A 1,427-nucleotide genomic window follows, 5' to 3' on the forward strand; every position below is an offset into this window, starting at 1 on the left:
ATGGATTTAGGGACTCAGAATACTTTTTTCTGAAAATCAAGGCGGCCTTCCCCGGAAAGCCGCGATGAACCAAATTTAAGGTCAGAGTTCATCGTCAAAAACATGACGTATTGCGTAAGCAGCTCATAAAACGCGGATCGCTTTGATGGTTCCAATTCGATCGCTTCTTTGATGGGAAAGGGGGCGGTGGACAACCTTGTGAAGAGCCACTCCTGCGTTTTGATCGAGATGTGCAGCTGCTTGGGGTTATGGCCAACCATCAGTTGGGTGAAGTTGTAGAGAGGTAACAGGACCTCATGAGCGGTCAACGGCTTCATAGACACTCCATTCTCGTTTGGATAAGGAGATTGAGTATTGATCATGCGAAACAGTGGGGGTAGCCCCTCTGTCTGCCCGGCGTGGTGGCCGGGCACTGATGAGCAGCCGACCTGGGCCCAGGTCTTCACCGCCTCGAACAAGGAGCACGGCGATGACCAAAACAGAGATGGATATTCGGCTTACCAAGATATTCAGCGCGGCCGCCATTGCACAGGCGACCCCTGATAAACGGGCTGTGTGCAGACAGCTCAAGCAGTTTGATAGAGAGGCTCGTGCCCAAGGGCTGTTTGCTCTGGCAGGAGAAGCCAGCCAGATGCGCTGGCAACTGGTAGCGGAACTGCAGCAAGCCAGAGCAGCAGAGGTCAGTCATGGCGGCGTCTAATTGGCAGGCTCTGCTGGTCTATGTGATGAAGTTTGGCCCCTTGAACCAGCAAGGTGCCGAGCAGTGGCTCGATAGTCATTGCCCTGAGTGGCGCAATGGAAACGATGTGCCTGCCGGTCAAATCTGGGTGGCAAAAGTGGGGAGAAGTCATGACAGCAAGCAATGAACGCACCCGCTTGATCCGGCTGGTGCAGGTGGGCCGCCGCTCCCTGGGGCTGGATGACGAAACCTATCGTGAGCTGCTGACCCAGCAGAGTGGCAAGTGCTCTGCGGCAGCGCTGTCGATCCAGGAGCTGGACAAGGTGCTGCAAGCCATGAAGGGGGCAGGGTTTAAACCGACTGTTAAACGTGGCGTAAAAGGAGGCAAGCAGAAGCGTTTAAGCCCGGTCAGCGGTACCCAGGTTCGGACGGCTGAAATAGGGGTGATCCGGGCTATCTGGATCACAATGGCCAAACACGGCCTGCTGCGTGATGGCAGTGAGACGGCGCTCAATCACTATGTGGAGCGTCAGACGGTGCGGATCAATAACGGGGTGGGTGTGGCCGAGGTGTCCTGGCTCGATGGTGCGTTGGCTTATTCGGTGCTGGAATCCCTCAAGCACTGGCATAAGCGGGAGATGGTCAAGGCCCTGCAGGCGGCCAATAAAACTAGGTTCATCGCGGCTTTCCGGGGAAGGCCGCCTTGATTTTCAGAAAAAAGTATTCTGAGTCCCTAAATCCATATGCC

The 1,427-nt window shown here is 55.4% G+C and carries 3 protein-coding genes and 1 other RNA gene; 3 read left to right on the forward strand and 1 reads right to left on the reverse strand.

Annotated elements, in window-relative coordinates:
- Positions 1-14: 14 nt before the first annotated feature.
- Entirely contained in the window at positions 15-317 is a 303-nt protein-coding gene (locus PG887_RS22290) for a hypothetical protein (protein WP_210538746.1), read from the reverse strand.
- A 43-nt stretch (positions 318-360) separates the two neighbouring features.
- On the opposite strand from PG887_RS22290, the gene PG887_RS22295 reads away from it, so the two are divergent.
- The 3 genes from PG887_RS22295 (at position 361) to PG887_RS22305 (ending at position 1,386) form a co-directional block, all read left to right on the forward strand.
- Positions 361-429, forward strand: an RNA gene (locus PG887_RS22295) — hammerhead ribozyme type II.
- Between the two features lie 40 nt (positions 430-469).
- Positions 470-700 (forward strand): hypothetical protein, encoded by a 231-nt coding sequence (locus tag PG887_RS22300; protein WP_042074588.1) that lies wholly within the window; start codon positions 470-472, stop codon positions 698-700.
- A gap of 149 nt (positions 701-849) precedes the next feature.
- Entirely contained in the window at positions 850-1,386 is a 537-nt protein-coding gene (locus PG887_RS22305) for a gp16 family protein (RefSeq protein ID WP_210538745.1), read from the forward strand.
- Positions 1,387-1,427 lie beyond the last annotated feature (41 nt).

The sequence above is a fragment of the Aeromonas sp. QDB14 genome (genome assembly GCF_027707845.1).
Taxonomy (GTDB): Bacteria; Pseudomonadota; Gammaproteobacteria; order Enterobacterales; family Aeromonadaceae; genus Aeromonas; species Aeromonas caviae.

Coding starts and splice junctions, on each gene's coding strand:
- PG887_RS22300 (WP_042074588.1), top strand. CDS start 470: ATGACCAAAACAGAGATGGATATTCGGCTTACCAAGATATTCAGCGCG.
- PG887_RS22290 (WP_210538746.1), bottom strand. CDS start 317: ATGAAGCCGTTGACCGCTCATGAGGTCCTGTTACCTCTCTACAACTTC.
- PG887_RS22305 (WP_210538745.1), top strand. CDS start 850: ATGACAGCAAGCAATGAACGCACCCGCTTGATCCGGCTGGTGCAGGTG.